Annotated in this window: 18 protein-coding genes; 9 read left to right on the forward strand and 9 right to left on the reverse strand. The window is 61.8% G+C overall.

Annotated elements, in window-relative coordinates; translation table 11 throughout:
- Positions 1 to 624: 624 nt before the first annotated feature.
- Entirely contained in the window at positions 625 to 2,616 is a 1,992-nt protein-coding gene (locus tag VGL22_RS11905; RefSeq protein ID WP_465267146.1) for a sensor histidine kinase, read from the reverse strand.
- Between the two features lie 221 nt (positions 2,617 to 2,837).
- Here VGL22_RS11905 and VGL22_RS11910 point away from each other — a divergent pair, with 221 nt between their 5' ends.
- Complete coding sequence (locus VGL22_RS11910; RefSeq protein ID WP_465267147.1) at positions 2,838 to 3,752, forward strand: LolA-like protein; 915 nt, start codon at positions 2,838 to 2,840, stop codon at positions 3,750 to 3,752.
- A 90-nt stretch (positions 3,753 to 3,842) separates the two neighbouring features.
- On the opposite strand, the gene VGL22_RS11915 is transcribed toward VGL22_RS11910, so the two are convergent.
- Together VGL22_RS11915 and VGL22_RS11920 are read right to left on the reverse strand one after the other, a co-directional pair.
- A complete protein-coding gene (locus tag VGL22_RS11915; protein ID WP_465267148.1) occupies positions 3,843 to 6,275 on the reverse strand; it encodes an ABC transporter permease in 2,433 nt (810 codons plus the stop codon).
- Positions 6,276 to 6,523: 248 nt separating this feature from the next.
- Positions 6,524 to 7,132 (reverse strand): HD domain-containing protein, encoded by a 609-nt coding sequence (locus VGL22_RS11920; RefSeq protein WP_465267149.1) that lies wholly within the window; start codon positions 7,130 to 7,132, stop codon positions 6,524 to 6,526.
- Between the two features lie 581 nt (positions 7,133 to 7,713).
- Here VGL22_RS11920 and VGL22_RS11925 point away from each other — a divergent pair.
- Positions 7,714 to 8,043, forward strand: coding sequence for a hypothetical protein (locus VGL22_RS11925; RefSeq protein ID WP_465267150.1), 330 nt, complete (start codon positions 7,714 to 7,716; stop codon positions 8,041 to 8,043).
- 95 nt (positions 8,044 to 8,138) lie between these two features.
- Here the strand turns inward: VGL22_RS11925 and VGL22_RS11930 are convergent, their stop codons facing one another.
- From VGL22_RS11930 to VGL22_RS11940, 3 genes are all read right to left on the reverse strand, one after another.
- Positions 8,139 to 8,495: a hypothetical protein gene (locus tag VGL22_RS11930; protein ID WP_465267151.1), complete on the reverse strand. Its 357-nt coding sequence runs from the start codon at positions 8,493 to 8,495 to the stop codon at positions 8,139 to 8,141.
- Positions 8,496 to 8,641: 146 nt separating this feature from the next.
- Positions 8,642 to 9,004 carry a hypothetical protein gene (locus VGL22_RS11935; RefSeq protein ID WP_465267152.1) on the reverse strand — a complete coding sequence of 121 codons (363 nt, stop codon included), beginning with the start codon at positions 9,002 to 9,004 and terminating at the stop codon, positions 8,642 to 8,644.
- Between the two features lie 151 nt (positions 9,005 to 9,155).
- On the reverse strand, positions 9,156 to 9,773 hold the full coding sequence (locus VGL22_RS11940; RefSeq protein WP_465267153.1) for a superoxide dismutase: 618 nt from the start codon (positions 9,771 to 9,773) through the stop codon (positions 9,156 to 9,158).
- Positions 9,774 to 10,018: 245 nt separating this feature from the next.
- On the opposite strand from VGL22_RS11940, the gene VGL22_RS11945 reads away from it, so the two are divergent.
- The 7 genes from VGL22_RS11945 (at position 10,019) to VGL22_RS11975 (ending at position 19,533) form a co-directional block, all read left to right on the forward strand.
- Positions 10,019 to 12,469, forward strand: a complete 2,451-nt coding sequence (locus tag VGL22_RS11945) for a glycoside hydrolase family 15 protein (RefSeq protein ID WP_465267154.1) — start codon at positions 10,019 to 10,021, stop codon at positions 12,467 to 12,469.
- Between the two features lie 46 nt (positions 12,470 to 12,515).
- The gene (gene tkt / locus VGL22_RS11950) at positions 12,516 to 14,522 is read left to right on the forward strand and encodes a transketolase (protein ID WP_465267155.1); all 2,007 of its coding nucleotides are present in this window, start codon (positions 12,516 to 12,518) and stop codon (positions 14,520 to 14,522) included.
- Positions 14,523 to 14,622: 100 nt separating this feature from the next.
- A complete protein-coding gene (gene rpiB, locus VGL22_RS11955; protein ID WP_465267156.1) occupies positions 14,623 to 15,105 on the forward strand; it encodes a ribose 5-phosphate isomerase B in 483 nt (160 codons plus the stop codon).
- Between the two features lie 359 nt (positions 15,106 to 15,464).
- On the forward strand, positions 15,465 to 16,076 hold the full coding sequence (locus tag VGL22_RS11960; RefSeq protein ID WP_465267157.1) for an HAD family hydrolase: 612 nt from the start codon (positions 15,465 to 15,467) through the stop codon (positions 16,074 to 16,076).
- 22 nt (positions 16,077 to 16,098) lie between these two features.
- Complete coding sequence (gene gnd / locus VGL22_RS11965) at positions 16,099 to 17,004, forward strand: phosphogluconate dehydrogenase (NAD(+)-dependent, decarboxylating) (protein ID WP_465267158.1); 906 nt, start codon at positions 16,099 to 16,101, stop codon at positions 17,002 to 17,004.
- A gap of 107 nt (positions 17,005 to 17,111) precedes the next feature.
- Complete coding sequence (gene zwf, locus VGL22_RS11970) at positions 17,112 to 18,674, forward strand: glucose-6-phosphate dehydrogenase (protein WP_465267159.1); 1,563 nt, start codon at positions 17,112 to 17,114, stop codon at positions 18,672 to 18,674.
- A gap of 139 nt (positions 18,675 to 18,813) precedes the next feature.
- Entirely contained in the window at positions 18,814 to 19,533 is a 720-nt protein-coding gene (locus VGL22_RS11975) for a hypothetical protein (protein WP_465267160.1), read from the forward strand.
- Between the two features lie 6 nt (positions 19,534 to 19,539).
- On the opposite strand, the gene VGL22_RS11980 is transcribed toward VGL22_RS11975, so the two are convergent.
- The 3 genes from VGL22_RS11980 to ptsP all read right to left on the reverse strand — a co-directional run bounded on the left by VGL22_RS11980 (position 19,540) and on the right by ptsP (position 24,380).
- The gene (locus VGL22_RS11980; RefSeq protein WP_465267161.1) at positions 19,540 to 19,947 is read right to left on the reverse strand and encodes a carboxymuconolactone decarboxylase family protein; all 408 of its coding nucleotides are present in this window, start codon (positions 19,945 to 19,947) and stop codon (positions 19,540 to 19,542) included.
- 94 nt (positions 19,948 to 20,041) lie between these two features.
- Positions 20,042 to 21,820: a PTS glucose transporter subunit IIBC gene (ptsG, locus tag VGL22_RS11985; protein ID WP_465267162.1), complete on the reverse strand. Its 1,779-nt coding sequence runs from the start codon at positions 21,818 to 21,820 to the stop codon at positions 20,042 to 20,044.
- Between the two features lies 1 nt (position 21,821).
- Positions 21,822 to 24,380 carry a phosphoenolpyruvate--protein phosphotransferase gene (ptsP, locus tag VGL22_RS11990; protein ID WP_465267163.1) on the reverse strand — a complete coding sequence of 853 codons (2,559 nt, stop codon included), beginning with the start codon at positions 24,378 to 24,380 and terminating at the stop codon, positions 21,822 to 21,824.
- Positions 24,381 to 24,752 lie beyond the last annotated feature (372 nt).

Consider the following 24,752-nt stretch of genomic DNA (forward strand, 5'->3'; position numbering starts at 1 on the left):
ACGTTCCTCTATAACTACTTCTTCCGATTGGGATTTCTGGATGGGCGCGAGGGCCTGCTGCTGCACCTGAACCATTCCGTGTACATCCATTGGAAGTTCATCAAGGCGTGGTGGATCGGGCGGAAGGGGAGTCTACAGTAGCCCTCTGTCGGGGAGCCGGGGGGATCTGGCTTTGTTGGAGCCTCTGCGGAGTTCGGACGCTGCAAAGATTGGCCGGTCACGAGGCCTCCGCCGGATACGCCAAATTTCCCATAGTTACTCATCGGTAAGTTTTGTTCTTATTTTGCCTTCGCTCGGGGCGCCAATGTTTCGCCGGTTCCTCGTATTTTATTCGGGTTCGGGGCGAAGATTGATGTAACAGGATTTATTTTGATAACTCGCGTGTATTAATAGATTTGCAAGATATATTGCTGCGCGTTTTATGCAGCGAATGGAGGGGAAACCCTATTAGTTTTGTAGTAAACATGCTGGCGCGGGCCGGCGCGATGGCAGAGAGCTGCTGGGCGGGATGGCGTGGAACATAGCATGGTCGAGGGAATCTATTGTGCACCAGAGTGAACCTATGGACTGTGCCGGCGGTCACAGGGGAGCGGTCAGACAGGCGACGCTGCATCCCGTCTGACTTCAGGCCCCTTGCAGTTCCAGCAGGATCGCCGCGCCCCGCGGGACGAGGTTGACGGCCTTTGCGCTACCGCTGTTGTCCTGCATGATGGTGGCGCACAGGCTCAGGCCCAGCCCGGCGGCCTCGCCGCTGCCTGCCTGGGGCGGCACAAACGGGTCGAACGCCCGCTCGGGGTGCTCGAAGGCAGGCCCGCTGTGGGCAATCATGATTTCCACGTGCTTGCCGTCGGGCTTTGCCTCCAGGCTCACGGTCCGGTCGCTCGATTCTTCCACATGCTCCACCGCGTCCATGGCGTACTGGAGGCAGTGCAGCACCGCCTGGCGCAACTGCTGGGCATGCGCGCGGACCTGGGGCAGGTGCTCGTCCACCCGCAAGCGGAACTCGATGGCCCGCTGGAGGAATTCGGAGCGGTGCAGGCGCTCCATGTCCATCAGCATCTCGGTTACGGACACCTTAGCCAACTGAGCGCTGGGCGCGCGGGCCACGCGGTGCAGGCTCTCGAGGGTGGAGCGCATGGTCCGCGCCGCGCCGAGGATCGAGTCGACCGCCTTCAGCTCCTGGGTGTCCATACGGGGCGAATCCTCCAGCAGCGATGCGTATCCCAAAATCACTGTCAGGGGATTGTTCAACTGCTGTGTGACGTTGCCCGCCAGTTGACCCAGACCGGCAAACCGCTCGGAGTCAATCAGCTTCTCGAGCATTCTGGTCTGGCTGCGCATGGACTGCAGCCGGGAGGCCAGAATTTCGATGGGAGCCAGGTCGTCGGGCCGCAGCGGGTCTTCGGGCTCCCGCATCCCCGCAACCAGCAGGGCTCCTTCAATGGCGGTGCGGCCGTGCATCGGCGTAGCCAGCGCGGAAGTAAAGTGCAGGCGCATCAGGTCATCTCCCGGGGTGAGCCAGGGGCGGAGATCCAGGTACACTGTCACCCCGTTCGCGACGGGTTTGGAAAAGGTGAGGAAGTCGGCCACAGGAATGCGCAGCGCCAGGGAGTCCAAAGCCCGAAAGGCGGCGCTATCCAGCCCCGCCGAGCCGGCGATCCGGTACATCCCCAATGGATGCAGCAGCAGCAGCGCGGCCTGCGAGAAGCGGCTATTCTCCGCAATGGCCTTGCAGATCTGGTCAGCCTGGCGGTCAAAATCCTCAACGCGCTGGCGTGTGAGGGAGAGTCCGCCGTACGCCTCCATCTCCCGGCGTGCGCGGCGTTCCCTCGCTCCGGCGGCCGCATTGATGGCGAGCTCGGACTCCAGCGCCAGCACAATCAGCCCCAGGGCCGCCGCCACCTTGGACATGACGATGGCGCGTAACAGCCAAAGACTCACCAGGGGCAGGTGAGAAGCCGGGAAGATCAGCAGGATGGGCATGGCCCACACCGCGAATCCGAGCATGCTGAGGACCACACCGGGCGATAGCCGCCGGAACACCGAAAGCACGAGGAGGGCAGCCATGACGTGAATGCCCGATTCAGCCATTACCAGTGGCCAGAACACACCGGTCTTGAAGTAGAGCCACAGAGCGGCGCCGCCAAACATCACGCACGCGGCGATCGCCAGCGCCGGCGGGAGCGTTCCCCTGGCATTGCCCCAAAACAAAGCAACCACAATGGATAGGGCGGCCAACAGGGGGAAGATCCAGAAGAACAGACCGTGGGGGGTCACCTGGCGATAGAGCCCATAACTGAGGAGCGCATACACGATCAGGGGGAGAATGAAGGGGATGACGTAGAGTATCCGCATTTTGCCGATGCGGAACGAGAGCGGCGAAAGGGAGGCGAGGAAGAGGCCGGATGCCAGCATCGCGCACGACTGCGCAACGGCTGCCATCCAGGGGCGGGGGCTGTCCCACATCTGCCATACGGAGAACGGGTAAAGCAAAGACATCCGCACCAGCACAAAGCAGAACGCGAGGAACCAGAGAAGGTTACGCGTATCGCGTGTGCGCCAGTACAGATGACCAAAGGCAGGCAGCAGCAGCGCCGTCAAGATCAGCGCAGGCATCTGATACCAATCCGGCATCGAAGTGGGGAATCCCTTCTGTGTAATTCCTCGGGAGGAATTGCATGTGGTTCAATTGCACAGGGTTGCGGGTCCTGGCGCCCCCGGCATGATTATCGTGGCACCCGCCCTCAGTGTCCATGCGTCTAACGTTGTAGACGACGGCGTATGATGAAACGCCTCAGGCGAACTCTGCCGGTATCTACAGCTTCGGAGCACAAACGATGACTTCCCCCCACCGCTGGGTTCTCCCCCTGTCCGCCCTCACACTAGCCATTCCGCTGGCCTTGCCTTGTTTGGCCGCCGCCCAGGACAGGGACTCCTTCACGCCGATGCCGCTCGACGCCGGCTTCAGCCGGCTCGACCTGACGCCGCCCACCATCCAGCCTGAGGAGATCATCAAAAAGTTTGCGGCCAAAGAGGCGGAGTTCCAGGAAGCGCTGAATCACTACACATACCAGCGCCAGGCGCGCGTGCAGACGGTTGACGACGATACCAAGAAAGTGGACGGCGAGTGGTACGAGGTGGATGACGTCACTTTCACGCCGGACGGACGCCGCACGGAACGCACCGTCTTTGCACCCGAAAGCAGCCTGCAGCGGGTGATGATGAGCCCCTCCGACATGCAGGACATTCAGCGCGGCTATCCGTTCGTACTCACCACGCAGGAGATCCAGGCCTACAACGTCAGCTACGTGGGGCGGCAAAAGGTGGACGAGGTGGATTGCTACGTGTTCGACGTCGCGCCCAAGCAGATCCTCAAGAACAAGCGCTATTTTCTGGGGCGTGTGTGGGTGGATCAATCGGAGATGCAGATTGTTGTGACCAATGGCCGCATGGTTCCCGACAACACCAAGAGGGGCAGCGAAGACCTGCACCCGCCGTTCATGACCTGGCGGGCCCAGGTGGACGGCCATTACTGGTTCCCGGTCTACACCAAAGGGGAGGGCGTTCTCCACTTCGCCGGCGGAAAGGGTTACATGGGCGACGATGTTCACATCCGCGACGTGATCAAGTACACCGATTACAAGCAGTTCGGATCGACTTCGAAGATTATTTATGACGGCCAGGAAGTGAAGACCGACCAGCCCGCGACGCCGGGCCAGCAGCCCGCCCCACCCAAACAGCCCAAGCAATAGATAGATAGATTTCAAAGAAAGTTATTACAAAGGAGTGTGAACCTTGATGACAGCAGTGAGCCTCATGCCGAGGCTCACTCTGCTCACCAGCTACTCGTAGCGCAGAGCGGTCATGGGGCTCACGTGGGTGGCCCGCCGCGCCGGAATGAGGATTGCGAGGAAGGCCACGGCCACCAGCACGGCCGCGCCACCGGCGATGGCCAGAGGATCAGCCGGCCGCACAGAGAAGAGCAATCCTTTCATCATGCGGGTTATCAACGGCGCCAGGAGCACGCCGATCGCCAGCCCCACTGCGATCGTCGCCATGCCGCCGGCGATCATCATGCGCAGCACCTGGCCGCGGTTCGCGCCCAGAGCCATGCGCACGCCGATTTCCACCTGGCGTTGCGCCACACCGTACGAGGTCACGCCGTAGATGCCGACGCCGGCCAGCGCCAGCGCCAGGCCCGCAAACACCTCGAGCAGGATCAGAGCGAGCCGGCGGCGCTGCACTGACTCGCCCATCACCTCGGTCATGGTGCGCACGCGGTACACGGGCAGATTTGGATCGATCCCGGCCACCTCGCGCTCGATGGTGGGCGCCAGGGTTGAGGGATTGCCCGCGGTCCGTACCGCCAGCGTCATGCCGTTGAAGGGCATCTGGGCCTCCGGCGCATAGATCTCTACCCGCGACCTTGCTTCCAGCGTGCGATTGTGCACATGCCGCACCACTCCTACCACTGTCATCCAGGGCGAAGTGGATTTTACGCCGCCGAAGTGAACCCGCTTGCCCACTGCATCCTGGCCCGGCCAGTAGGTCTGCGCGAAACTCTCGTCGACCATTGCGACGCGCTGGGCTCCGTCGGCGTCGCGCAGCTCAAAGGCGCGCCCGGCGACCAGGGGGATTCCCATGGCGCGGAAGTAATCCGCCGTCGCGGTCCGCATATCCGCTTCCGGGGTGCGCTCCTCCAGCGGTACGGACTGGGTATCGACGGTAACGGTGCCTGATCCGCCGGGATCGCCCAAGGGCAGGGCGGACACCGCGCCGGCTGCCTCCACGCCGGGCAGGTTCTGCACGCGCTCGGTTAGAGAGCTATAGAAGGCGCGAACCTGTTCAGGTTTGCCGTAGACCGCCTGGGGCAGCGAGACGCGCATGGTCAGCACGCCTTCCGGCTTGAATCCGGGATCGACCTTCAGCACCTCGGCGAAGCTGCGCAGCAGCAGCCCCGCACCTACCAGCAGCAGCAACGAGAGCGCGGTCTCGCAGACTACCAGGGCGCTACGCAGCCGCTTGGGCTGCCGGCCTTCGGTGTTGCGGCCGGTGCGCAGGCCGTCGAAGTTGCGCTTGCGTGCGACCTGCACGGCGGGCGCGAGGCCAAAGAGAATCCCGGTGGCCAGAGAAGCCATGAGTGTCAGGGCCAGCGCGGGCATGTCAATCGAGGTATGCACCGCACGCGGGAGGGACTTGGCGGCGATGGCAACGAGCCCTTTTAAAGCGAGAGGCGCCACGGCCAGTCCCACCAGGCCGCCGGCCAGGGCCAGCATCACACTTTCAGTGAGCAACTGCCGGGCCACGCGTCCGCCGCTCGCGCCGAGCGCCATCCGCGTCTCGATCTCGCGCTGCCTCTCGGTAGCTCGCGCAAGCAGCAGGTTGGCGATATTGGCGCAGGCGATCAGCAGCACCAGTCCCACGGCCGCCATCAGGACCAGCAGCGAGGGTTTGACGTCGCCCACGGTCTCCTCCAGCAGCGGGTGGAGGATGATGCCGAAGTTGAACTTGCTGTAGGGATAGGAAGCGTGCTGCTCGAGGATGGTCCGGGCCGCGCGGTCCATGTCGCCCTGCGCCTGGGCCAGGGAGACGCCGTCGCGCAGGCGCGCCAGCACTTCCAGGCCGTGGCCCCCGCGGCTGTTCTCGCTCAGGTCGTCGGGGCTAAAGGCCAGGGGAGCCCAGATCTCGGTGTCGTTTGGATAGCCGAAGCTTGCGGGCATGACGCCGACCACGGTCATGCCGACGCCGTCGATATCGACGGTGCCGCCCACGATGTTGGGATTGGAGGCGAAGACCCGCCGCCACAGGCCGTAGCTAAGCAGGACCTCTTTCTCGCGTCCTGGCTGCGCCTCTTCGGCGAGGAAGGTCCGCCCCAGCAGCGGCTGCGTGCCCAGCATCCCGAAGAGGCTGGGCGAGACGGCTGCTCCCAGCACCCGCTGCGGGCTGCCCTTGACCCCGAGATTCACGGAGTCGGCCTGCATGGCTGCCATGTCGCTGAAGCTGTGCTGCAACTGCCGCATGTCGCGTAGCTCCGGCGCGGAGACCCAGTTCTGGTCGTTGGGCGCACCGATGCCGGTGAAGCGCGTCCAGACCTTGATGAGCTTGTCGGGCTTGGGGTAGGGCAGCGGGCGCAACAGCACCGCATCCAGCACGCTGAAGATAGCCACATTGGCGCCAATCCCCAAGGCCATGGTGAGAACGACCAGCAGAGTAAAGCCGGGCTTCTGCATCATCTGGCGAAGCGCAAAGCGCGCGTCCTGCAGCAGGACTTTCATTTGCAACCTCCGGTAGGGAACGGCGCTGCCCGGCGCGAAAGCAGATCAGGACGGCCGGACGGCAGGGGAAACCATCCCGTTGAAGACAGCAGCTATCCGGCCAAACTCATCCGGTACGGATCTGATGCAGGGCAGGAGCTTAGGCGCGCGCTGCGAAATCGATTTCGTCCGCAGGTGAAAACCATTGGCCGGAAATGAACACCCGGAAGAAGGATTAAAGCGAGCGGAGCTTACGCGCGATGCGGACCCTAAAACAGCAACTCGCCCGCTTCGGAGTGTATAGCCTCAAGAAACGCCTTGAGCGCCGCGACTTTTGGCTGGGCCAGCTTACGCGCCTTCTCCAGGCGGATCTGCTCCGGTAATCGTTCCACCGCGCGCAACAGGACTGGCACCACCTGGGAGTAGGTGGGATAGCGGGTGTCACGGCCTACTTTGACCAGGGCTCGGAGCGCGCCGATGGCGCCAAGCTGCTCCAGGATGTCGGCGTCGCGGAGCAGGGTCGCCTCCGCGGTGAGGGGGCTGTCGTGCGGCTGGTGGGTACGGATCGCCTCTGCCACCGCTTCGAGCTTCTCCCGAGGGAATCCCCAGCGGGGAAGGAATTCGCGGCAGCGCGCGATGGTGTAGGGCACATGATTCCAGCGCGCCAGTTCTTCCGGGTCGGCGGGGCGGTGACCGAGGAAGACGCCGAGGTCGTGCATCCATGCTGCCGCAAACACCACGTCGTCGTCGTATTCCATGCCTTCACCGATGATCCGAGTCAGCGCGTAGAGGCGCGGCTGATGGCCGAACTTGTCGTGAGGCGCGGCCTCCGCGCCGATGTATTCGACTACCGATTCACGCCAGGCTGGTTTGTTCATGCCGTCTCATCCCGTTCGTACCGATGCAATCATGCGCAAGCCCAAGGCCGTGTTGGCGCGGGCCTTAGCCTGCTAGCCGCAGCCTTCGGAACCCGTCGGACGTCTGCAGTGGAGACTGAAGCTGCGTAGTGAGGCAATCAGGCACCTTCCTCTTGTGAAGCGTTTGGAAAAGGTGGTCTTTTGCGGTAAGTCAGCTGTTGCAGGGGCTAAAGCCCTCGCATTCTCAATGCAACTTATCGGCACGACTGAAGTCGTGCCCTGTTACAAATATAAGGTCGCACGCTTAGTAGAATCAATCGCTTACAAATGCCTCTCGTTGTTTGTGCTAATTCTGTGCTATGGGCGTTCACAAGGTGGGTGCCTCACACCGAATAACTTCGGGCGCCGGGGCTTCCGCATCGGCGGTGATACACCCGGAGCGAGTTAGGGTTGTTTAGTGGCCGACTCGGAAGTAATGCCGCCCGAAATTCCCAAAGGCAACCGCGGATCCTTCACTGCGTTCAGGATGACATGGTTTTGATGAGATGGTTTTGATGACTTGGTTGATGACATGGTTTGGATGACATGGTTGATGACATGGTTTGGATGACATGGTTTGGATGCAGCCGGCCGCGGTTGGCAGCATCACAGCCACCCCCCACCCTCCTCTGAGAATGGAGGCGGCGAAGCCGCAGTTGGCCCCACCGCAGGTGGCGCAGGTGGCGCAGGTCGTGGCGGCGCCTCGAAAGCCCTCCACAACTCCTCCGCTCATCAATCGAAAAGAGATAGACCGCATTCTGGAACAGCTCTACAGCGGCATTCTCCCCGGAGAATCCCGAAATCAGCACCCCCACCCCCTCCCTCCTCTGAGAATGGAGGCGGCGAAGCCGCAGTTGGCCCCACCGCAGGTGGTCCCTGCCCGGAATGCCTGAAGGCCACAGGTGCCCGTCATGTTTACTTTGTAGTAAACACATCGCCCACACAAAAGCCCGGCGCCTTCGCGCCAGGCTTCCTTGCGTTCTCGCCTCTAGCGCCGATCCATCTCGTGCTCATCCTTCATGTGGTGCATGGCTTCGGAGTATCCGCGCTTGAACGCGTCCCGATAGTCATGCGTGAACTGCCGGTCCACCGGTGGATGACGGAACCGCTCGTGATCATCCGCGTCCTTGTGATCGTGGCGCTCCCGGTCTTTCCGGGCTGCCTCAATGCCGTCGCGAAAACCCTGCTTCTGTACATCGCGGTACTCGTCCGGAGGATTGTCCCACGGACGGTCCTGGTAAAGGCCTGTCGCGGCCGGCAAAGCCGCTGCGTGGGCTTTGGCCGTCAGCATGCTCGCGGGCGCCGCAAGCGAAACTGTGAGTGCCGCGATCGAAAACCATTTCATATTCATCGTTGGTCCTCCTTGCGCTCCAGATGCAAGAGATGGGCCGACCCTGATTCCGTGTTGCTTTATGAGAATTTTCGAGGTCGTCCGCCCGTCCGCATCACGAGCGTAGAACGCTCAAAATGCACGCGCTGCGCACCGCCCGCTTACGACGCGTGGCCGTGCGTCTTGGTGAGATGCCTCAGCGCGTCGTCATAGCCGCGCTTGAAACCCTCGCGATAGTCGGGAACGTAGCTGCGGTCCACCTTGGGATGCACGTACTCCTTGTGCCTCTCCAGGTCGGGCTCGCGGTGCTTGTCGTAATCCTTGATGGCCGCTTGGACGCCCGCATGAAATCCCTTGCGCTGCACGTCCTTGAACTCCGCAGGCGGCTGTGCCCAGGGAACCGTAAAACCATCCTGAGCCATCGCCGCTGAAGCCCGCCCGGCCACCGGCATGATCGAGAAAACCGTCAGGGATGCCGCCGCCAGAAGAATCTTCCGGCCGAACTTCCCTTGGAATACTTTCATCTACACGACTCCTTTTATCCCGAGTCGTAAAGATGGGTCGAGCGGCATCCGCGTTGCTTTGCGGTGCACACCCGCAGTGCACCTGTTCCGAGTTCATAGTTCACAGCCGTCCACCCGCTGAAGGCACAACTGTGAACTACGAACTGTGAACTTATCCCTTCGCCGTTTCGAAGCGCTTGGCCACTTCGCTCCAGTTCACCACGTTCCACCACGCAGCCAGGTACTCTGGCCGGCGATTCTGGTATTTCAGATAGTAGGCGTGCTCCCACACGTCGTTTCCCAGAATCGGATACAGCCCCTGCGACAGCGGCGAGTCCTGGTTGGGCGTGGTGATGATGCTGAGCTTGCCGCCCTTCCAAACCAGCCAGCCCCAGCCGGAGCCAAACTGTTTGGCGGTGGTCTCGTTGAATGTCTTCTTGAAGCTCTCAAAGTCGCCAAAGTCGGCTTTGATCTGGTCCGCCAGCGCTCCTGTGGGTGCGCTGCCGTTCTGGCCCGCGGGACCCATGATGGCCCAGAACATCGAGTGGTTGGAGTGGCCGCCGGCGTTGTTGCGCAGCACCGTGCGCACGTCCTCGGGAATCGCATTCAGGTCGGCGAGCAGCTCGTCCGCCGTCTTCGACGCCAGCTCCGGATGCTTCTCCAGCGCGCCATTGGCGTTGGTCACGTACGCCTGGTGGTGCTTGTCGTGGTGGAGCTTCATGGTCTCGGCATCGATAGTTGGCTCGAGCGCCGGGTAATCGTAAGGAAGCGGGGGTAATTCGTATGCCATTGTGGGGAATCTCCTCCATCGGAAATTGTAGCTCGGAAATTGTAGCTGGTTGGGGGTATGCCACGCGGACACGCAGCGATTCGGAATCAACAACTTCGCTTGGGTGGATGCGCCAGCACCGCCCCGGGATTCTTTCCCGTCCCGCTCTGAAAAGCGAAACTCCGCTCCGTCTGCGGCATCCTGACCAGTTAGCATCACAGTGCAGCTTTCCCCGCGGTTCGAGCTGAAATGAAGCACAACCCCTCATGAACGGACACTCCCTCTATCGCTGGCTGCAACAGGATGGCGAAGCCCCCGGCGCGCCCGGCCTTGAGCCCCGCTGGACCTCCGCCGTCAAAGACGCCGTGGGCACAGCCTACTCAGCCTCGTCGCGCCTCTGGTTCACCTGCTCCCACGGCATCGTCAACGAGCTCTATCACCCCACCATCGACCATCCCCAGGTCCGCGACATGGGTTTCCTCATCACCGATGGCGAGACCTTTGCCCACGAAGAAAAGCGCGACCTCGATTCCGAGTTCGAGTACATCCACGCCGAGACCCTTGGCGTCCGCTACACCAACCGCGACCGCGAAGGCCGCTACGCGCTGATCAAAGAGATCATCTGCGACCCGCATCACTCGGTCCTGCTGACGCATGTGCGGCTGGAGGGCGATCCGGAGCTCGTCGACCGCCTCCATATCTACGCGCTTCTCGCCCCCCACCTTGATGGCGGCGGCGCCGGCAACTCCGCGCGTGCCGTAGACGTCGCCGGCCACAAGATGCTCACCGCCTGGAAAGACCCATTCACGCTGGCCATGGGCGCAACCTGCGGCTTCATGCGCGTGAGCTGCGGCTTCGTAGGCGCAAGCGACGGCTGGCGCGACGTGATGGAAGACTTCGGCATCACCAGGGAATTCGGCTCTGCCATCAACGGCAACATCGCGCTGCTGGGCGAGCTCAACCTCGACTGCGCACGCAACTGCGGCAAAGCCGATGGCGCGCGGGAGTTCACCGTGGCCGTGGGCATCGGCGACACGATGCACACCGCCCTGCAGAAGACCATGAGCGCGCTCGTGATGCCCTACGAGCAGCACAAATCAAGATTCATCGCCCAGTGGCAGCGCGCCGCCAATCCTGAGTGGCTCGCAGAAAAAGCCCAGGACGGCGGCCTGCTCATGCGCGCCAGCCATAACGTCCTGCTGGCCCATGAAGACAAGACCTACTCCGGCGCGTTCGTCGCTTCCGCGTCCATCCCCTGGGGCAATGCCAAAAGTGACGACGACCTCGGCGGCTATCACCTCGTCTGGACCCGCGACATGGTGCAGACCGCCACCGCCATGCTGGCCTGCGGCCGTGTCGAAACCGCCCGCCGCGCCCTCGTCTACCTCGCCTGCACGCAGCAGCCCGACGGCGGCTTTGCGCAGAATTTCTGGGTGGACGGCAGCCCCTACTGGAGCGGCGTGCAACTCGATGAAGTCGCCTTCCCCATCATTCTCGCGTGGCGCCTCTGGAAAGCCAACGGCCTCGGCGAGATGGACATTTTTCCTTTTGTGGAGCGCGCTGCCGGGTTCCTCGTCCGCAAAGCGCCCATCACCCACCAGGAGCGCTGGGAGGAGAACGCCGGCTACTCGCCCTCCACGCTCGCAGCCGTGATTGCCTCCCTCATCTGCGCAGCGGAGATGATCCGCGACCACGGCGGCGCTGAACTTGCCGAGTTCCTCGAAGAGTTCGCCGACTGGATCGAAGGCCACCTCGAAGACTGGACCGTCACCAACGACGGCGTCCTGCTGCCCGAGGTAAAACGCCACTACATGCGCGTCCGTCCGCCTGAAGCCGGCGAGGCCTACTGGTGTGAGAGCTGCGGCACTGAAATGATCCGCCTCAACAACCGCCCTCCCGGCACCCGCTGCCAGTTCGAGGCGCGCGAGATCATTGATGGCGGCTTCCTCGAGCTGGTCCGTTACGGCATTCGCCGCGCCGACGACCCGCTCATGGTCGATTCGCTCAAAGTCGTCGATGCCGTGCTGAAACGCGAACTGCCCCAGGGTTCCGCCTGGCTGCGCTACAACTTCGACGGCTACGGCGAAACCGCGGACGGAGGCGCTTTTCACGCCTGGGGACAAGGACGGCCCTGGCCTCTGCTCACCGGCGAACGTGCCCATTACGAACTGGCCGCCGGCCATGACATCTCCAGCCACATCCGCATCTATGAGCAGTTCGCCACCCCCGGCCAGATGCTGCCGGAGCAGGTCTGGGACGATCGCGACATGCCCGAGCATGGACTGTTTACAGGCAAGCCCGCCGGATCGGCCACACCGCTGGTATGGGCCCACGCCGAATATCTCAAGCTGCTTCGCTCCGCCCTCGACGGCAAAGTCTTTGATCGCGTAACACCCGTCCACGATCGCTACTGCACGGAGGACGGACAGCGCACCGTAAGGCGCGGATTGGAAATCTGGTCCGTCCGCCGTCCGATCCAAAGAGTAAACGCCGGAGACACCCTCCGCATCCTAGACGGGGACCGCTTTGAACTGCTGTGGACCACCGACGGCTGGAACTCGACCCATACCACCCAGAGCCGCGGACTGGGCAGCGCCGGCTTCAGTGCAGACCTTGATACAGACACCGGGGCGAGCCGGATATCATGGACTTTGCACTGGCCGGAGTCAGGCCGATGGCTTGGATACAATGGAAACGTCGAGATCGTATCAAAGTAAATGGCTTTACTCAACGATTTCTGACTCACACTGAAAGGACGATGGAATGACGACCAGCCCTGCGAGCGTTTCTCTTGACCAATTGTCGATCGACACCCTGCGACTGCTCGCCGTGGATGCGGTGCAGAAGGCCAACAGCGGCCACCCCGGTGCCCCCCTGGGCTGCGCCCCCATCGCCTACCTGCTCTATCACAAGCTGATGAAGCACAACCCCACGCACTGGAAGTGGTCCGACCGCGACCGCTTCGTGCTCTCCAACGGACATGCTTCCGCGCTGTTGTACTCCACGCTGCACCTGGCCGGCTACGGCCTTTCGCTGGACGATCTGAAGTCATTCCGCCAGTGGCACTCCAAGACGCCAGGCCATCCGGAAAGCGGCGAGGCCGAAGGCGTGGAAGTCACCACCGGCCCTCTCGGCCAGGGCTTCGGCATGGCGGTCGGCATGGCCATCGCGGAAAAGCACCTCGCCGCGGTTTACAACAAGCCCGCCCACACCATCGTCGACCACCACACCTACGTCCTCTGTGGCGATGGCGATCTGATGGAAGGCATCTCGCACGAAGCGGCTTCGCTGGCAGGCACCCTCCACCTCGGCAAACTCATCGTTCTCTACGACGACAACCTCATCTCCCTCGATGGCCCCACCGAATGGAGCTACACCGAGGACGTGCTGAAGCGCTTCGATGCCTACCACTGGCACACCTCTCGCGTCTCCGACGGCAACGACCTCGTCGCGATTGAGAAGGCTATCGAAGAAGCCAAGGCAGTCACCGACAAGCCCTCGCTCATCGCCGTGCGCACCATCATCGGCTATGGCAGCCCCCTGGCCGGCACCAACAAGGTCCACGGCGAAGCCCTGGGTGCCGCCAACGTCGCGGCCACCAAAAAGTTCTTCGGATTCCCTGAGGACCAGAGCTTCTACATCCCTGAAGACGCCCTCAAGAACTGGCGCCAGGCCGTCGATCGCGGCAAGCAGGCTGAAGCCGAATGGCAGACACGCTTCGATGCCTACGCCAAAGAGAATCCCGAGCTCGCTGAGCAGTTCAAGCGCGCCGTCGTCAACAAGCGCAAGCCGGGCTGGGAGAAGTCGCTGCCCACCTTCGGCACGGAAAAGAAGATAGCCACCCGCAACGCCGGCAACACCATCATGAACGCCATCGCGAACGACGTGCCGGAGCTGTTTGGGGGGGCTGCCGATCTTACCGCCTCCACCAAAACCATCTTCAAAAACAGCCCGCACTTCGCCGAGGACCCCGCCGGCCGCAACGTCTTCTTCGGCGTGCGCGAGTTTGGCATGTGCGCCGCAGTCAACGGCATGGCCGCGCATGAAGGCCTGGTGCCATACGGTTCAACCTTCTTCTGCTTCAGCGACTACTGCAAGCCTGCACTGCGCCTTGCCGCGTTAGCCCGCGCGCACTCGCTGTTCATTTACACACACGACTCCATCGGTTTGGGTGAGGACGGCCCCACGCACCAGCCCATCGAGCACCTCATGATGCTGCGCGCGGTGCCCGACCTCACCGACTATCGGCCCGCCGATGCCAACGAGACCACCGCCTGCTGGCGCCTGATGCTGGAGCGCAATGGAGCCGCCTTCATGGCCCTCAGCCGCCAGGACCTGCCCGTCATCGACCCCGCCAGGGTGGACGTCTATGCCGGCGTGAGCAAGGGCGCATACATCCTTGAAGACGCGGAGAATCCGCAGGTCATCCTCATCGGCACAGGCGCGGAGGTCTGGCCCTGCATGGACGCGAAGAAGCTGCTGGAGCGGGAAGGCATTCGCGCCCGCGTGGTCAGCATGCCCAGTTGGGAAATCTATGACGAGCAGAGCGCCGCGTACAAAGCCGGCGTCCTGCCCCACAATCTCCCCCGGCTGGCTGTCGAAGCAGGTTCGCCGCTAGGCTGGTACAAATATGTTGGCGAAGACGGCGGCATCATCGGGCTCGATCGCTTTGGCGCCTCCGCCCCCGGACCCACCGTCCTCGAAAAGCTCGGCTTCACCGGGCCGAACGTAGCCGAGCAGGCCAAAAAGCTGATTAAGAGCAGGGAATAGGGAATAGGCAGTAGGGAATAGAACGTTGTGCCTGCCGCCCGGTGCACGCCTTCTACTCCCTGCTCCCCGCTCCCCACTCCCTGCACTCCAAGGAGTGCACGTGAAGTTAGTCATCAGCGCGGACCACGCCGGTTTTCCTCTAAAAGAGGACGTGCGCGCGTACCTAAGCAAGAAAGGGCATGAGGTCGTGGATCTCGGCGCCTTCAACGGCAATGCCCCAGACGACTATCCCGATTTCGCCGAGTTGGTCGGAAACGCAATCAATGAAGGCGTTGCGCAGCGCGGCGTTCTCATCTGTGGATCCGGCGTAGGCGTCTGCGTCGCCGCCAACAAGATCCCCGGCATTCGTGCCGGCATGTGTCACGACACCTATTCCGCGCACCAGGGCGTGGAGCACGATGATATGAACGTCGTTGTGCTGGGCGCGCGCATCATCGGCTCGGCCCTGGCCTACGAAGTGGTTGATTCATTTCTGAACGCGAAGTTCCAGGCAACGGAAGAACGATTCAAGCGGCGATTCCAAAAGGTCATGGCCATCGAAGCGAAGTACCGCTGCGGAGACGGCTCCAACAGCAACGCATAAGAATCGCGGAGCGATGCAAGGTCCATCGCTCGCTGAACACGAGAGAACTGCAGCACTCCGGCACCATCAGAGACCTGCGGCGAAACAGTCTTTGTAGCAGGAGTTGATCGCCGTGATCATCAGTCACCTGTCGCGAAGCAGTCTGTGACAGAGAGTGAATCGCGGTAAACGATCAGAAATCTGCGCGGGTTTGTAACAGGGCACGGCTTTAGCCGGGCCGATGAATCACTGATTCCCTGCATCGGGGCTTTAGCCCCTGCTATCTTGCCTCATCACATGAATTCAAGCCGTTCCATGGCTGCTCCGGTTTCCGCAGCCGCACAGGATGCAGCTACACGCTGCCTGGAAGTGAGGCGCCGATGTTCCCCTTCGACGTGATCCTTTTCGATGTAGGCGGAGTCCTGCTTACCAACGGTTGGGATCATTGCGAGCGCAAGGCTGTGCTGGACCAGTTCGGTCTGGACGCTGCCGAGTTCGAAGCGCGCCATCCGCAACCCAACGACGCCTGGGAACGCGACGTCATTACGGCTAAGCAGTACCTCGATCTCACGGTGTTCTATGAGCCACGCCGTTTCACCGCGGACGACTTCCTTCAGGCGCTGTTCGCGCAATCCGTCCCGCTTCCGCACGGCGGGTTAAGCATCCTTCAGGAGTTGGCCGCATCTGGCAAGTGGATGCTTGGCTGTTTGAACAACGAGGCACGCGAGCCCAACGAGTACCGCCTCAGGAAATACAATCTTCGCGACACGTTCGACGTCGCTCTAAGTTCCTGTTACGTTGGCCTGCGTAAGCCGTACCCGGCCATTTACAAGCGCGCGCTCAATATCCTAAGCAAGCCAGCGGAGCGCATTCTGTTCATTGACGACCGGCAGGAAAACGTCGCTGGCGCAGAGGCGGCGGGCATGAAGGCAATTCGGTTTGACGGCGCCGAGCAGTTGCGGCGCGATCTGGAAACATTAAGCGTCTTTTGACGCTTCTCGAAGGGAGAACGAGATGCAACTCGGTTTGATCGGCCTCGGCAAAATGGGCGGCAACATGGCGGAACGTCTGCGGCTCGGCGGCCACCAGGTGATTGGCTTCGACTTCAACGCTGAGGCCGTGCAGAAACTCACGGCGTCAGGCAACGTGGGCGTTTCGTCTCTCGAAGAGATGGCCAAAAAGTTTGAGGGCCGCAAGGCTATCTGGATCATGGTGCCGCAGGGCAAGCCGGTCGACGACACCATCGCCCAACTCGAGCCGCTGCTCAATCAGGGCGACATCCTGATTGATGGCGGCAACTCGAATTACAAGGATTCGCAGCGCCGCCATGCGGAAGTCGCCGCCAAGGGCTTTCAGTTTGTCGACGTAGGAACCTCCGGCGGCGTGTGGGGCCTGAAAGAGGGTTACAGCATGATGATCGGCGGCGACAAAGACGCCGTCGACTACCTCACCCCCATCTTTGAAACACTTGCCCCCGCGAAAGACAAGGGCTGGGGTCACGTGGGGCCGGCTGGCGCCGGGCACTTCGTCAAGATGGTCCACAACGGCATCGAGTACGGCATGATGCAGGCCTTCGCCGAAGGCTTCACCATCATGGAAAAGAAAGAAGAGCTGGACCTCGACCTGGCGCAGATTTCCGAGATCTGGCGTTACGGCAGCGTAGTGCGCAGTTGGCTCCTCGACCTTACCGCCGACGCCCTCAGCAAAAATCCCACTCTCGACGGATTGTCCGCCTACGTGGCTGATTCCGGCGAAGGCCGCTGGACTGTCTTCGAGGCGATCGACCTGAACGTCTCGGCCCCCGTCATTACTGAATCACTGATCCGCCGCATTCGTTCCCGCGAAGAAAACAACTTCACCGACCGCATGCTGGCTATCATGCGCAACGCCTTCGGCGGCCATGCCGTCAAGAAAGACTAACCAAGGGGAATACGAACAGCCGATAGGGAGTCTACAAAAGGCAGACTGCGATGTGGCGCCTGCTCCCTATCCCCTACCCCCTCCCCCTGTCGATCGGAGATCGATTTATGGCAACCGTGCAGATGAGAGTTCGTCCTGAGGACCTTTCGAGCGTGCCGCCGGCCACCGAAAGAATCCCCAATCCCGCCATCCTGGTGATCTTCGGCGCCTCCGGCGACCTGACCAAACGCAAGCTTCTGCCTTCGCTGTTTCACCTGCGTCAGGCCGGCCTGCTCCCAAAGCAGTTCGCCATTGTAGGGGTTGCGCGCCGCCCGCTCGGCAATGAATTCGCTGAAGACATGAAGGAAGGCATCCTCCAGTTTGGCGGAGTAGAAGCATCCGACCCGAAACTCGATGAATTCATTCAGCACGTCAGTTACTATCCACTCACCTTCGACGATGCCGCGGGATATGCCGGACTCAAAACCGAGTTAGACCGCATCGCGAAAGAGAAAGGCATCGGCAACGATCGTCTTTTCTATCTCGCCACGGCTCCGGAATACTTCGCTTCCATCGTCGAAAACCTCGGCGCCCAGGGCATGAACGAAGTGGAAGACGGGCGCATCGGCGTGGTCATTGAGAAGCCCTTCGGCCACGATCTCGAATCGGCTCGCGACTTGAATCACCAGGTCAATGCCGTGTTCCACGAGAACCAGGTGTTCCGCATCGATCACTATCTTGGCAAGGAGACGGTCCAGAACATATTAGTGTTCCGCTTCGCCAATGGAATCTTCGAGCCCATCTGGAATCGCAACTACATTGACCACGTGCAGATCACCGCGGCCGAGAGCATCGGCATTGAAGGCCGCGGCCCTTTCTACGAAAAGGCCGGCGCGCTGCGCGACGTGCTCCAAAACCACGTCATGGAACTGCTCAGCTTCGTCGGCATGGAGCCGCCCTCCAGCTTCGACGCAGACGCCGTCCGCCGCGAAAAGGTCAAGCTGTGGCAATCCATTCCCAACATTCCTATCCTCAACGCCGTGCGCGGCCAGTACGGTCCCGGCATCGTGGACGGCAAGCGCGTTGGCGGCTATCGGGAAGAGGAACGCGTCAATCCGGAGTCGGGCACCGAGACCTACGCGGCCGTGCGCCTGCAGATTGAAAACTGGCGATGGGCCGGAGTGCCCTTCTATCTGCGCGCCGGAAAACGCCTCAAAAAACGCGCCACTGAAATCACCATTCAGTTCAAGCAGCCGCCGTTGCTGATCTTCAACCGCATGCAGGCGGCGGGCCCCTGCACGGAGATCCAGCCCAACGTCCTCAGCATTCGCATCCAACCCGACGAAGGCATCGCCCTGCGGTTTGGAGCCAAGGTGCCCACCGCGCCGGGGATGGCCGTCTGCCCGGTGAACATGGATTTCGATTATTCGCAGGCCTTCGGCAAGTCCACCGCCACCGGCTACGAGCGGCTCTTGATGGATGCCATGCTTGGCGATCAGACGCTGTTCTCGCATCGCGACGGCGTGGAGATCAACTGGGCGCTTTATACGCCGATTCTGCAGGCTTGGGCCGCCAAAGAGCCTGAGGTGTTCCCGAATTACTTCGCCGGTTCCTGGGGCCCCGACTGCGCTGATCGCCTTTTGGAGCGCGATGGCCACATCTGGCGGAACAAACTGGGTAAGCCCGAATAAAGCGGGAAAGAAGAGGGCGGGGAATTGACAAGACATCTTGGCTCACAGGCTGACCGCGAGCCCTCTTCATTTTGGCAAATCTTCCTCGCCCATCACAACCGTTCGTGCCGGCTCGTGTCTAACTACACAGATGAAAGGCTTGCTCAATCTTGGTGTGTCTGGGTGGATGATCGCCCTTCTGTTGGTGATCGGCGCCGGTGAGGCCCACGCACAATCAGGAAGCTTCACGGTAAGTCAGAACGGCCACCAGGTTGGCACAGCGTCGTTTCAGATAACTCCCGGCACGTCCGGCTATGACTCCACCGCCACCGTGAAGGTCTCGATGCAGGGCCTCGAATATAGCCTGTCAAAGACTGAACAACAGGACACGAACCATCACCTTCAGCACGTTGTGCTCAGCGGCATCGTCAACAACTCCGTCGTCAACGTCATCGCCAGGCCCGACGCGTCGAACTTACTGGTGAATATCTCGGCAAAGGGTCGCAGTTCCACCTCACGCCTGCCCTTGCACGCATCGGCCGTACTTCTGCCGGACTTTGACCCCGGCGCACTTCAGACTCTGCTGCTGGCTGCCGCCGCGCAGAACGGCCGCGATCTCTGGGTCATCCTTCCCAAGCAGGCCGGATCAACGCAGGCTGTTCAGTTCGCAACCTTCGCAGATGAGCAGGGTGCCCTGGAGGGCAAGGCAGTTGCGGTGCACCATCTGGCTGCAACGATATCCGGAGAAGAAACCGACCTGTTCGCCGGCCCTGACAACCAGCTTCTCCAAGCCGAACTGCCGCAGCCGGGTTTCGCTCTGGTGCGCAAGGGCTTCGTGCTCACCCCGCCCAAACGCGCCCCGGCGCCATCGAATCAGTAGCCTGTCTCAGAAAACCAGAAACTCCGCATCCACCGGAACCTGCAGAGCATTCGCGAGGGCGTTAGTCTCAGCCGCCAGCCCTACGATCGCCAGCAACTCACCGTGCTGCTCATTCGTCATCCCTTTGGCGCGCGCCGCCGCCGTGTGGGAGTGAACGCAGTACGTGCAGGCATTGTTTGCGGAAACGGCAATGTAGATGAGTTCCCTGGTGAGCGGATCGAGAGTCCCCGGCGCGAGCATCACCTGCTTGATACTGGTCCACGTTCGTTCCAGTAACGCGGGTTGACTGGCGAGAGCGCGCCAGAAGTTGTTCACAAATTCCGATTTGCGGGTTATGCGGATGTCGTCGAATACCGCCTTCACTCGCGGATCGGCTGCGGCTTCTTCATCTGTCCAAAGCTTTGCAGTTCCCATAGGCCTGCCCCTTGTTGAGGGTCCGCGCCCAAAAGCCGAAACTCGCGCCCGACGCGTTTCCTCTATGTTCTCAGAGACAGCTGACCGTGCCTGATCAGGCCGCAAGCTGCGCACGCATCTCCGCAGCGTACTGGTCCGCGTTCAGTCCCGCGAGCAGATGGATCACATCTCCGTCCAGACGGACCACGCCACCAATGCCCTCCGCCTTCAGATCCGCATCACTCACATGGCTCACTTCGCGTACCACCAGCCGCAGCCTCGTTTCCGCGCAGGCATCCACGCGAACAATATTGCCCTTGCCGCCCACCGCCGCAATGTAGACATTGGCCTTGCGCGCCGCATCCGGATCGCGGAGCGGCGGCTGCATGCCAGGATTCACGGGCGCCTTCACTGGCGAAGGTTCTTCGATTTCGTCGGCCTCGGGCCCCGCAGTTTTCAGGTACTCCTGAATCTCGGTCTTTAGATTTTCGCTCTGCGTGCCGAAGATGGCCTGCACACCGTCTCCTAGAATCACCACACCCGCGGCGCCAAGAGCCTTGAGTCTTTCGGGGCTCGCCTTGGTGACATCATTCAGCTTCACGCGCAAACGCGTGATACACGCGTCCAGGCTGGCTATATTGCTGCGGCCGCCGAAGGCGCGCACAATCTGCAGCTCGAAGCTGTCTGCGGCAGAGCGCACCGCTGCGCCTGCTTCCTGTTCCACCTCGCGTCCCGGTGTGAGCAGATTGAAGCGGCGAATGGCGAAGGAGAACACGCCGTAATACATCGCAGCCCATATGGGCCCAAGCACCCACAGCCAAAGCGCATTATGCGATTTGTTGAACAGCACAATGTAATCGATGAGCCCGTGGGAAAACGTGAAGCCGTGCCGGATGTTCAAGAGTATGCACACAAGGTACGCCGCGCCGGCAAGCACCGCATGTATCGCATACAACACCGGCGCCACAAACAGAAACGAGAATTCGATGGGCTCTGTGATGCCGGTAAGAAACGCAGTCAGTGCCGCGGAGATCATGATACCGCCCACCTTGACTCGCTGGTCGGGACGCGCAGCGCGCCAGATAGCGATAGCTGCCGCGGGCAGGCCGAACATCTTGAACAGATAGCCACCGGTCATCCTGCCTGCCGTGGGATCGCCCGAGATGAAGCGCGCAATCTCGCCATGTACGAGCGTGCCGGTCGCCGGGTCGGTATAGTCGCCGGCCTGAAAGAAGAACGGCACGTTCCACACGTGGTGCAGCCCGAATGGAATGAGCGCGCGCTCCACGACTCCGTAGATCGTGAAAGCCAGCGCCGGGCTCTCGTGCACCGCCCAATGCGAGAATGCGTCGATGGCACGATCAATGGGAGGCCAGATGAAGCTGAGCATGGCCCCGGCCACTATGACGGCGAACGCCGTGATGATCGGAACCGAGCGCTTCCCGGAGAAGAAGCCGAGATAGCTGGGCAACTTCGTTCGATAGAACCGCTTGAACACCGCTGCCGCGATCAGTCCAACGATGATGCCACCGAATACGCCGGTTTCGATCGATGGGATACCCATGATCGTGTCGGTTTCGATGCCGCGCAGCTTCGCGCAGGTTCCCAGCGTCGCCAGGAACACCACATAGCCCACCGTGCCGGCCATGGCGGCCACGCCGTCGTTGTCGGCAAGCCCGATGGCGACGCCGATCGCAAACAGCAGGGGCAGATTCCCGAAGATGGCGCTTCCCGCGGTCGCCATGATCTGCGATAGCCACAGCGGCAACCATGGAAAATTCGCACTGCCCACGCCCAGCAGGATGCCCGCCACTGGAAGCACGGACACCGGCAGCATCATGCACTTGCCCACCTTCTGCAACAGAGAGAACGCGCCCTGAAAGGAGATCTTCATGTCATGCCCCCGCGCCGGTCAGTGATGGTTCGGATTCAAAGCTCGCCACGAGCGCACGCACGTCCTCCGCGGACTCGGCAGTGAGGGCGCTGGTCGCCAGCTTGCGGCAGCTATCGATGTTAAGCGTGCGGATCTGCGCCTTCACCGCGGGAATCGCCGGCAGGCTGGCGCTGAGTTCATCCACTCCCAGCCCAATCAGCAGCGGCACGGCACAGGCGTCGGTAGCAATTCCCCCGCACACCCCCACATGCCGGCCCGCCGCGTGAGCGCCCTCGACGGTATGTGCGATGAGATTGAGCACCGCTGGATTGAGCCCATCTACTCGTGGGGCCAGCTTCGGATGACCACGGTCCATGGCCAGCGTGTACTGCGTCAGGTCGTTTGTGCCGATGGAGAAGAAGTCCGCCTCGCGCGCAAACTGCGCCGCCATCACTGCCACCGCCGGGACCTCCACCATGATGCCCGTGGGCACCGTCGGCACGCCCAGCGCAGCGGCTTCTTCCGCCAGCATCGCTTTCACATCGCGCAGCTCATCCAGGGTGGTGATCATGGGAAACATCACCCGCACCTGCCCGTAAGCCGCAGCGCGAAGGATGGCGCGCAACTGGGTGCGCAGAATCTCCGGGCGATCCAACCCCACACGAATTCCGCGCTCGCCCAGGAATGGGTTGTCCTCTTCAGGAATCGGCAGATAAGACAGGGGCTTGTCGCCTCCCACATCAAGGGTGCGTATCGTAAGCGGATGCTCCAAGCCCATCGTTTCCGCAATCGACTTGTAAAGCTCGAACTGCTCCTCTTCGCCCGGCGCGTCCCCACGTTCCATGAACAGAAATTCCGAACGCAGCAGCCCAACGCCTTCCCCGCCCAGCGTTACCACCTGCCGGGCCTCCTTCAAGCCGCCGATATTGCCGAACACCTCAATGCGCGTGCCATCTGTCGTAATGGCAGGTTCCATCGCATGCGCCAGGTTGGTTTTGCGGCGCTCTTCCGCTACCTGCTGCGCGGAACGCACTTTCGCAATCTGCTCGGCCGATACGTGCAGCCGCAGTGTTCCCTTATTGCCGTCAAGGATCACGGTGGTGCCGTTGGGGACGTCGAGAGCTCCCGGCTCAATCCCGGCCAGCGCCGGCAACCCCAGCGAGCGCGCCAGGATCGCCACATGCGACGTCGCCCCGCCGCGCGTCGTCGCGAAGCCCCGCACCCGCGAGCGATCAAGCGTGGCGGTATCGGAAGGCGTCAGGTCTTCCGCGATGAGAATCGCATTGGCCGGATAATCAGGCTGGCGGATGTCCGCGCCGGCGAGCAGGGCTAGCACCCGCGTACCCACGTCGCGCAGATCATTGGCGCGCTGCGCCAGCAGTTCATTGCGCAGCGCGGCGAGCCGGTCCGCGTGAACGGTTACGGCCTTTTTCCATCCGAACGCCGCACTCTTTCCTTTCGCCATCGCGGACTCCACCATCTCCAGCAAATCCGGATCGGCAAGCAGCTCCTGATGCGCCGCGAAGATCGCCGCCTTGGCTGGATCGGCCTTGGCATGCAGACTCGCCCGCAGTGCTTCCAACTGCCCCTGCGCCGCAGAAAGCGCTGCATCGAAGTGGCGGCGCTCGTCGTCGACGCCGTGTCCAGATTCCTGCACCTCAATCTCCGCGCGCCGTACCTGAAAGATCTCGCCCACCGCAAGGCCCGGTGAGGCTGCCACGCCCGCCAGCACGTTAGGATCGGCCGACTTCCGTCGCGACGCCGGCGCAGCCGAGGCATTCACAGTGGTGGTTGCAGGCGCCGGCGCAGGAGTACATCCTTCGTCGCCACAGCCCTCAGCCAAAACCGACCGCAACTTCTCCACAGCGGCCGCAGCATCGGGACCCGAGGCAATCACGTGCACCTTGGCTCCGTAGGAAACCTCCATCGCCATGATGGCCGTGACACTGCGCGCATTCGCCTGCCGCTCTCCGGTCTGCAGCTTGATGGCTGATTTGAAGCTGCGCGCCAGATTGGCCAGTACCGCCGCCGGACGTGCATGCAGCCCCGTGCGATTCGGAATGATCACGGCTTCAGAGGTGACGGTCGCCATACCCTCCGCGGCTGTCGCGGTTTCCGCCGCGGTGAACGTCACCGTGAACAGTGTGTCTTTGCCGGCCGCGACAAAACCGCTGGCGCGCTCCCAAGCCGCAACGCGATCGCTGTTTGCCACCACGATCTGGGTCAGCAGGCTCTTGGCACGGGTGGCAAGAAAATCGAGATCGAACTCGATCAGTGCATCGCCGGCCCGCACCTTGTCGCCCTTCTTCACGTGTGCGGTGAAACCCTCTCCCTTCAATGCAACGGTGTCAATGCCTACATGCATGATGAGTTCGAGGCCCTCCTGCGTCCGCAGCGTCAAGGCGTGCCCCGCAGGATGCACCGACACGACCTCGCCATCGCACGCAGCCAGCAGCACGTTGTCCACAGGGTCGACGGACAGTCCATCGCCCACCATCTTCTGGGCAAACACCGGATCCGGGACACGTTCAAGCGGCCACACCTGGCCGGAAAGTGGAGTGAGAATTCTGATCTGTGCCATATGCCATCGCTTTCATCGAGAGATAAGAGGCATGTTTCAGTGCGCTTGCTCGGGTTGAACATGCAGCAGGGATGATGCACCTGCACGGGCAGTTCGTTTTTGACGAACGTCTACGTTACGGTTTTGTTCGCACTCGAGTCGCGCGCTGAAGGTAAGTTCGATTGCGGTTTGGTGTCAGCTGGCAAAAATGCGAGAACCAGGTCTGCATGCGGTGAAACAGCGATCGCTGCAGGTCTCTCGCACGCGGCTGAACGTTTTGACAGTTAACTCGCGCGCGCAGGAGTGATCGCATGCTGCGTAAACTCCATGCTCTTCCTTCTCATGCCTCTATTGGCGAAAGGAAGTCGTATCGCAAGCGCCCGGGAGGTGTGA

Origin of the sequence: Occallatibacter sp., assembly GCF_036502485.1 — a bacterium.
GTDB lineage: Bacteria > Acidobacteriota > Terriglobia > Terriglobales > Acidobacteriaceae > Telmatobacter.

Coding starts and splice junctions, on each gene's coding strand:
- VGL22_RS11905 (WP_465267146.1), bottom strand. CDS start 2,616: ATGCCTGCGCTGATCTTGACGGCGCTGCTGCTGCCTGCCTTTGGTCAT.
- VGL22_RS11910 (WP_465267147.1), top strand. CDS start 2,838: ATGACTTCCCCCCACCGCTGGGTTCTCCCCCTGTCCGCCCTCACACTA.
- VGL22_RS11915 (WP_465267148.1), bottom strand. CDS start 6,275: ATGAAAGTCCTGCTGCAGGACGCGCGCTTTGCGCTTCGCCAGATGATG.
- VGL22_RS11920 (WP_465267149.1), bottom strand. CDS start 7,132: ATGAACAAACCAGCCTGGCGTGAATCGGTAGTCGAATACATCGGCGCG.
- VGL22_RS11960 (WP_465267157.1), top strand. CDS start 15,465: ATGTTCCCCTTCGACGTGATCCTTTTCGATGTAGGCGGAGTCCTGCTT.
- VGL22_RS11935 (WP_465267152.1), bottom strand. CDS start 9,004: ATGAAAGTATTCCAAGGGAAGTTCGGCCGGAAGATTCTTCTGGCGGCG.
- ptsG (WP_465267162.1), bottom strand. CDS start 21,820: ATGAAGATCTCCTTTCAGGGCGCGTTCTCTCTGTTGCAGAAGGTGGGC.
- zwf (WP_465267159.1), top strand. CDS start 17,112: ATGGCAACCGTGCAGATGAGAGTTCGTCCTGAGGACCTTTCGAGCGTG.
- ptsP (WP_465267163.1), bottom strand. CDS start 24,380: ATGGCACAGATCAGAATTCTCACTCCACTTTCCGGCCAGGTGTGGCCG.
- VGL22_RS11980 (WP_465267161.1), bottom strand. CDS start 19,947: ATGGGAACTGCAAAGCTTTGGACAGATGAAGAAGCCGCAGCCGATCCG.
- VGL22_RS11930 (WP_465267151.1), bottom strand. CDS start 8,495: ATGAAATGGTTTTCGATCGCGGCACTCACAGTTTCGCTTGCGGCGCCC.
- gnd (WP_465267158.1), top strand. CDS start 16,099: ATGCAACTCGGTTTGATCGGCCTCGGCAAAATGGGCGGCAACATGGCG.
- VGL22_RS11940 (WP_465267153.1), bottom strand. CDS start 9,773: ATGGCATACGAATTACCCCCGCTTCCTTACGATTACCCGGCGCTCGAG.
- tkt (WP_465267155.1), top strand. CDS start 12,516: ATGACGACCAGCCCTGCGAGCGTTTCTCTTGACCAATTGTCGATCGAC.
- VGL22_RS11945 (WP_465267154.1), top strand. CDS start 10,019: ATGAACGGACACTCCCTCTATCGCTGGCTGCAACAGGATGGCGAAGCC.